Origin of the sequence: Nocardioides segetis, from assembly GCF_051390595.1 — a bacterium.
Taxonomy (GTDB): domain Bacteria; phylum Actinomycetota; class Actinomycetes; order Propionibacteriales; family Nocardioidaceae; genus Nocardioides.
The window spans coordinates 108,482-114,709 of record NZ_JBNINR010000016.1; the positions used below are offsets into that span (position 1 = coordinate 108,482).

The following is a 6,228-nucleotide window of genomic DNA, read 5'->3' on the forward strand; positions in this document are numbered from 1 at the left end:
GCTGCGTGTCTGCCGTCGGTCCCGCCCTGCGTGCCCGCCTCGGCGAGTACTTCGCGGTCGACGACGAGTGGGACCGGGGGACCCCTCCGATCACCACGCGCGACCTCGCTACCGGTGCGGCGTTCGAGGTCGCCGGCATCGTCACGCTCGAGCTGGCGCGCAGCGCCGGCGCCTTCGACGGCGTCGACGCACCCTGGTGGGCGATCTATCTCGCCATGTCGGCGGCCGCCCTCGCGCTGGTGCTGCGCCGCCGTTACCCGCTCGCCGTGGCGGTCTACCTGTCGACCCACATGTTCGTCATCGGGGTCGCGATGCCCCCGGTGATGGGTCAGGCGGCACTCCAGATCTGCTACTTCATGGGCCTGTTCTCGGCCATGGCGTGGGGCCGCAGCCGCCGCTCGGCGCTGGTGGTCACCAGCTCGATCCTCGTCTTCATGCTCTGCTGGGTGGCCTGGCAGTTCGCCGTGGGCCAGGGGGCGCAGAGCTGGCTGGACAGCGCGGGCGAGGACGATCGCTTCGGCTTTCTCCCGCCCGTGCCCGCCATCATCCTGCTCACCTTCATCGTCAACGTCGTCTACTTCGTCGGGGCGATCATCGGCGGACAGGTCGCGTGGCGCGGTGCCCGGCAGCGGGCCGCCCTCGCCGATCAGGCGCGCACGATCGCCCGCCAGACGGCGACCCTGCAGCAGCGCGCCGTCGTGGACGAGCGGCTGCGGATCGCGCGCGAGCTGCACGACGTCGTCGGCCATCACGTGTCGGTCATCGGCGTCCAGGCCGCGGGCGCCCGCCGCGTCCTCGATCGCGACCCGGCGACGGCGGCCGGTGCGCTCGGCGCGATCGAGGCGAGCTCGCGCGAGGCCGTCACGCAGATGCGCTCGCTGCTCGGCACGCTGCGCGACATCGAGACCGGCTCCCAGCAGGACCGGCCCGCGGAGAGCTCGCGCACCAGCACGCCCGGCGTGGCCGACCTCGAGGAGCTCGTCGCCGGCCGCGCGTACGACGGGCTGCGCACGTCCTACGCGGTCGTCGAGGACCGGCCCGGCGCCGCGGCACGGCTCCCGGAGACGGTCGGCCTCACCCTGTTCCGGACGGCCCAGGAGGCGCTGGCCAATGTCGTGCGGCACTCGACGGCGTCCAGCGCGTCGGTGCGGCTGCGGATCACCGAGCTCGGCGACCGGCCGTTCGCCGAGGTCGAGGTGCTGGACGACGGCCGGCCGCGGCCGGGGACGTCGGGCTCCGGCATGGGTCATCTCGGCATCCGCGAGCGGGTCGCGTCGCACCGGGGCGAGGTCGAGATCGGTCCCCGGGCCACGCGCGGCTACCGGGTGCGCGCCCGGCTGCCGCTGGGAGGCAGCGGTGGCTGAGCAGCTGCGCGTCCTCCTCGCCGACGACCAGGCACTGGTCCGCTCCGGCTTCCGGATGATCCTGTCGGCCGAGCCCGACATCGAGGTGGTCGGCGAGGCGGCGGACGGCGCGGAGGCGGTCGAGCTGGCCCGGCGGTTGCGACCCGACGTCGTCCTCATGGACGTGCAGATGCCGCGCGTCGACGGGATCGCCGCCGCCGCCGAGCTGGTCGCCGAGGACCTCGGCCGCGTCGTCATCCTCACGACCTTCGACCGCGACGACTACCTCTTCGACGCCCTCCGGGCCGGCGTCAGCGGGTTCCTCCTCAAGAACGCCGAGGCCGAGCAGCTCGTCGAGGCGGTCCGCGCGGTCGGACGCGGGCACGCGCTGCTCTCGCCCGAGGTCACCCGCCGGGTCATCGCCGAGATGGCCGCGGGCGGCGCCCCCGCCGGGCCGGCCCCCGAGGAGGCGAAGCTCCTGGCGCGGCTCACCGAGCGCGAGAGCGAGGTGCTGCAGCTGCTGGGCGAGGGGCTGTCCAACGCCGAGATCGCCGGGCGGCTCGTGGTGGGCGAGGCGACGGTCAAGACCCACGTCTCGAGCTGCCTGGCCAAGCTCCACCTGCGCGACCGCGTCCAGGCCGTGGTGTTCGCCCACCGGGTCGGCCTGGCGGGCTGAGCTCCCTCCTCCGTCGTACGGCGGAGGAGGATCCCCGCCTCGCGACGGATCCCGTCCGGCGTCGATGTCCCTAGCGTGGACGTCATGATCGAGACCAGGGGCCTGACCCGCAGGTTCGGCGAGCGGAGCGTGGTCGACGACGTGTCGTTCGAGGTGCCCGCCGGGATGCTGACCGGCTTCGTCGGGGGCAACGGCGCCGGCAAGACGACGACGATGCGCATGATCATGGGACTGCTGGGGATCTCCGCGGGCGAGGTGCTCTGGCAGGGCCGACCGATCACTGCCGCCGACCGCCGCCGCTTTGGGTACATGCCCGAGGAGCGCGGCCTCTACCCCAAGCAGAAGGTCCTCGACCAGCTGGTCTATCTCGGCGAGCTCTCCGGGCTGACGGCGTCCCGCGCCCGCGCGTCGGCCGCGGAGAGCCTGGATCGCTTCGGTCTCGCCGACCGCGGCGGAGAGCGGGTCGAGAAGCTCAGCCTCGGCAACCAGCAGCGCGTCCAGATCATCGCCGCGCTGCTCAACCAGCCTCAGGCGCTGATCCTCGACGAGCCCTTCTCCGGCCTCGACCCGACCGCGGTCGACTCGATGGTCGACCTGCTGCGCGAGGAGACGGTGCGCGGCGTGCCCGTCCTCTTCTCCAGCCACCAGCTCGACCTCGTCGAGCGGCTCTGCGACCGGCTCGTCGTGCTCCGTGCCGGGGAGGTCGTGGCCCAGGGCGGGGTCGAGGAGCTGCGCGCCCGCGGACCGGAGCGGCTGCGGGTGGTCACCGACCGCGATGCCGGCTGGGTCCGCGACATCGCCGGCCTCCACGTCCTCGACGTCGACGGCGCCGAGGCCCTCATCGAGCTGGGCGACCACGACGAGCGCGCGGCGGACGCCGTACGCCGCGCGATCCTGACCGCCGGCCTCGACCGCGGCGAGATCCGCGAGCTCGCCACGGTCCGCACCCCGCTGTCCGAGATCTACCGGGAGGTCACCGCATGAGCTCGCCCGAGACGCACGAGGCGCACGAGACGGTCCGGACGCGACCGGCCGAGCGGCCCTGGCTGCTCGTCGCACGTCGCGAGGTCCTCACCCGGCTGACCGACAAGTCCTTCCTCATCGGCACCCTGATCACCCTCGTGCTCCTCGTCGGCTTCATCGGCTGGACGATCTGGTCCGAGGACCGCGCCGAGCGGGTCACGATCGCGGCGACCGCCGCCGACGCGGGCGTCGCCGAGTTGCTCGAGCGCGAGGTCCCCGAGGTCGACGACGGCCTGGAGATCGCGCTGGTCGAGGTCGCCTCCGACGACGCCGGTGTCGCGGCGCTGGAGGACGACGACGCCGACGTCCTGCTGCGCCCCGCCGACGACGGCTGGTCGCTGGTCGGCCGCAAGGACGTGTCGGGCGACCTGACCGCCGCCGCGGAGAGCGTCATCCGCGACGCCGCGCTGGAGCAGAACGCCGAGCGCGCCGGCACCTCCCTGGCCGAGCTGCGTCAGGGCGGGGCGGTGGACACCGTGCTGCTCGACGGGGATGCCGAGCGCCGGGACTTCGCGCGGGCGATGGGCTTCCTGCTCGCCTTCCTCTTCTACTTCGCCGCGCTCGGCTTCGGCTACACGCTGTCGGGCAGCGTGGTGGAGGAGAAGGCGAACCGGATCGTCGAGATCATCACGACCAAGATCCCGGTGCGCCAGCTGCTGATCGGCAAGATCGCCGGCAACACCCTGCTGGCGCTGGGACAGACCGCGCTCATCCTGGCCGTGGGCCTGGTCGGCATCTCCTTCACCGAGTACTCCTCGTTCCTGTCCGGCATCACCACGGGGATCGGGTGGTTCACCGTCTTCTTCCTCGTCGGCTTCCTCTTCATCGCGTGCTGGTGGGCGGTGGCCGGAGCGCTCGCCAGTCGGGCCGAGGACCTGCAGACGACCGCGGCCCCCCTCAGCTTCGTCATGATGGGCGTGTTCTTCGGCGCCTTCTTGTTCGAGGGGACCGTCCAGGCCGTCGCGTCGTACCTGCCGCCGTTCTCGATCGTGCTCATGCCGATCCGGGTGCTCAACGGCGACGCCGCCGCCTGGGAGCCGGTGGCCGCGATCGCGGTGCTGCTCGCGGCGATGGCCGCGACCGTGGTCCTCGCCGAGCGGATCTACCGCCGGGCCCTGCTGCAGACGCAGGGGCGCGTGACGCTCAAGCAGGCCTGGGCCGCGGCCGAGTGACCTTCCTCCCTTCCTCCCTTCCTCCCTCTGAAAGGGTCATCGACATGACAGCCCCCTCGTTGGCGATCGACGGGCTCACCAAGCAGTTCGGTGGGACCCGGGCGGTCGACGACCTGACCTTCACGGTCCGCCCCGGCGCGGTCACCGGATTCCTCGGGCCCAACGGGGCCGGCAAGACCACGACGCTGCGGATGCTCCTGGGCCTGACCCGGCCCAGCGCCGGACGCGCGCTGGTGGGGGAGCGGGAGTACGCCGCGCACCCGCAGCCCGGTCGCGTCGTGGGCGCCGCCCTGGAGGCGTCGAGCTTCCACCCCGGGCGCACCGGATTGGCGCACCTGGAGGTGTTCGCGCCCCAGGTCGGCGTCTCCCGCGCCCGGTGCCGGCAGGTGCTCGAGGCCGTCGGACTGGACCACGCGGCGCGGCAGCGGGTGGGCCGCTACTCCCTGGGCATGCGGCAGCGGCTCGGCCTGGCGACCGCGCTGCTCGCCGACCCCCCGGTGATCGTCCTCGACGAGCCGACCAACGGGCTCGACCCGGAGGGCATCGTCTGGATCCGGCGGCTGCTGCGGCAGTTCGCCGACGAGGGCCGCACGGTCCTGGTCTCCAGCCACCTGCTGCGCGAGGTCGAGGCCAGCGTCGACGAGGTGGTGATCATCGCGCAGGGCCGGCTGCGGCACGCCTCGTCGCTGGCCGAGCTGCGCACCCGCGCCACGCCGGCGGCGTACGTCGTCGCGCCCCGGCCCGACGCCGTCCGCGCACTGGCGGCGGACCGGGGCTGGGACACCGCCCCGGACGGCGGCGGACTCGTCGTGGACGGCGCCAGCGCGGCCGAGGTCGGCGCGGCGGCGCACGCGGCCGGGATCGAGCTGCACGAGCTGGTCCGCCGCGACGTCGACCTGGAGGCGCTCTTCTTCGAGCTCACCCGACCGGTCGGCGACGGCGCGGAGGCCGTGCGATGAGGGCCGCGCTGCTCGCGGAGTACCGCAAGCTCGTCAGCACCCGGATGTGGTGGCTGCTGCTCCTGGTGATGGTCGCCTACCTGGGCTTCGTGTCCGCGGCCGTCTCCGCCTCCTTCGTCTTCGTGCCGGACGGCTCCGAGGCCGCGCTGGTGGGGGAGGACGCCGCCCGGGCGACGTACTCGCTGGTCAACGGCGTCGGCTACGTCTTCCCGCTCGTCATCGGCAGTCTCGCCATGACCACGGAGTTCCGCCACAAGACGATCACGCAGAGCCTCCTGGTGGAGCCGGACCGTACCCGGTTCCTGGCGGCCAAGCTCGTGTCGGTGGTCCCGATCGGGCTGGTCGCCGGCGTCGTCGGCGTCGCAGCGACGGTCGCCGGTGGCGCGCCCCTGCTCGCGATCCGCGGGGACGGCTCCTACCTCCGCGACGGCGACGTGCTCACCGGCCTGGCGCTCGGCGTGGTCGTCGTGGCGCTGTGGGCGGTCATCGGTGTCGCCTTCGGCAGCATCCTGTCCAACCAGGTCGCCGCCATCGTCGTCATCCTCGCGTTCACCCAGTTCGTCGAGCCCATCGCCCGGGTCGTGCTCAGCCAGGTCGACGCGCTGGCCGGCGTGGCGTCGTACCTGCCCGGTGGCGCGGCCGACTCCCTCATCGGCGCGTCCTTCCTCGGCGCCGGAGGCGGTGACGCCGACCTGCTCCCGCGCTGGGCGGCGGCCCTGGTGCTGGTGGCGTACGCCGTGGTGTTCGCGGTGATCGGGCGGCTGACCACGTTGCGTCGCGACGTGGGGTGAGGCGCGCGGGCACTTGTAACTAAGGGTTACCGCACGATTTCCGGTGCAACAGCGCCCGGGTAGTGGTCACAGCACCAAGGTAGTCGCGCAGCTGCGCCTCCCCACGCCCCCGCCGGGCCGACTCATCTACCCGGGCGTTGTTGCTACTACCCGGGCGCTGTTGCGCCGTTCTCGAGCTGTAACCCTTAGAGGTTCCGCCAATAGGTCGTTGCGTGTCGGTCCACGAGGACAGGCACGAGCCCCGGTAGACGAAGTGGTATCTGA

Annotated in this window: 6 protein-coding genes; all 6 read left to right on the forward strand. The window is 73.0% G+C overall.

The window, feature by feature from the left end; all coding sequences use genetic code 11:
* The first annotated feature begins 5 nt into the window (after positions 1-5).
* The 6 genes from ACPZVR_RS21460 (at position 6) to ACPZVR_RS21485 (ending at position 5,964) form a co-directional block, all read left to right on the forward strand.
* On the forward strand, positions 6-1,364 hold the full coding sequence (locus ACPZVR_RS21460; protein ID WP_436701723.1) for a sensor histidine kinase: 1,359 nt from the start codon (positions 6-8) through the stop codon (positions 1,362-1,364).
* A gap of 4 nt (positions 1,365-1,368) precedes the next feature.
* Positions 1,369-2,019 carry a response regulator gene (locus ACPZVR_RS21465; RefSeq protein WP_436701730.1) on the forward strand — a complete coding sequence of 217 codons (651 nt, stop codon included), beginning with the start codon at positions 1,369-1,371 and terminating at the stop codon, positions 2,017-2,019.
* A gap of 84 nt (positions 2,020-2,103) precedes the next feature.
* The gene (locus ACPZVR_RS21470; protein ID WP_436701724.1) at positions 2,104-3,003 is read left to right on the forward strand and encodes an ABC transporter ATP-binding protein; all 900 of its coding nucleotides are present in this window, start codon (positions 2,104-2,106) and stop codon (positions 3,001-3,003) included.
* Entirely contained in the window at positions 3,000-4,214 is a 1,215-nt protein-coding gene (locus ACPZVR_RS21475; RefSeq protein WP_436701725.1) for an ABC transporter permease, read from the forward strand. Before ACPZVR_RS21470 ends, ACPZVR_RS21475 begins: the two co-directional genes overlap by 4 nt.
* Before the next feature lie 44 nt (positions 4,215-4,258).
* Positions 4,259-5,173, forward strand: a complete 915-nt coding sequence (locus ACPZVR_RS21480) for an ABC transporter ATP-binding protein (RefSeq protein ID WP_436701726.1) — start codon at positions 4,259-4,261, stop codon at positions 5,171-5,173.
* The gene (locus ACPZVR_RS21485; RefSeq protein WP_436701727.1) at positions 5,170-5,964 is read left to right on the forward strand and encodes an ABC transporter permease; all 795 of its coding nucleotides are present in this window, start codon (positions 5,170-5,172) and stop codon (positions 5,962-5,964) included. The genes ACPZVR_RS21480 and ACPZVR_RS21485 overlap by 4 nt, the downstream gene beginning before the upstream one ends.
* Positions 5,965-6,228 lie beyond the last annotated feature (264 nt).

What these genes read in the sequence shown, in the direction of transcription:
- ACPZVR_RS21470 (WP_436701724.1), top strand. Translation starts at nt 2,104, where the DNA reads ATGATCGAGACCAGGGGCCTGACCCGCAGGTTCGGCGAGCGGAGCGTG.
- ACPZVR_RS21475 (WP_436701725.1), top strand. Translation starts at nt 3,000, where the DNA reads ATGAGCTCGCCCGAGACGCACGAGGCGCACGAGACGGTCCGGACGCGA.
- ACPZVR_RS21480 (WP_436701726.1), top strand. Translation starts at nt 4,259, where the DNA reads ATGACAGCCCCCTCGTTGGCGATCGACGGGCTCACCAAGCAGTTCGGT.
- ACPZVR_RS21485 (WP_436701727.1), top strand. Translation starts at nt 5,170, where the DNA reads ATGAGGGCCGCGCTGCTCGCGGAGTACCGCAAGCTCGTCAGCACCCGG.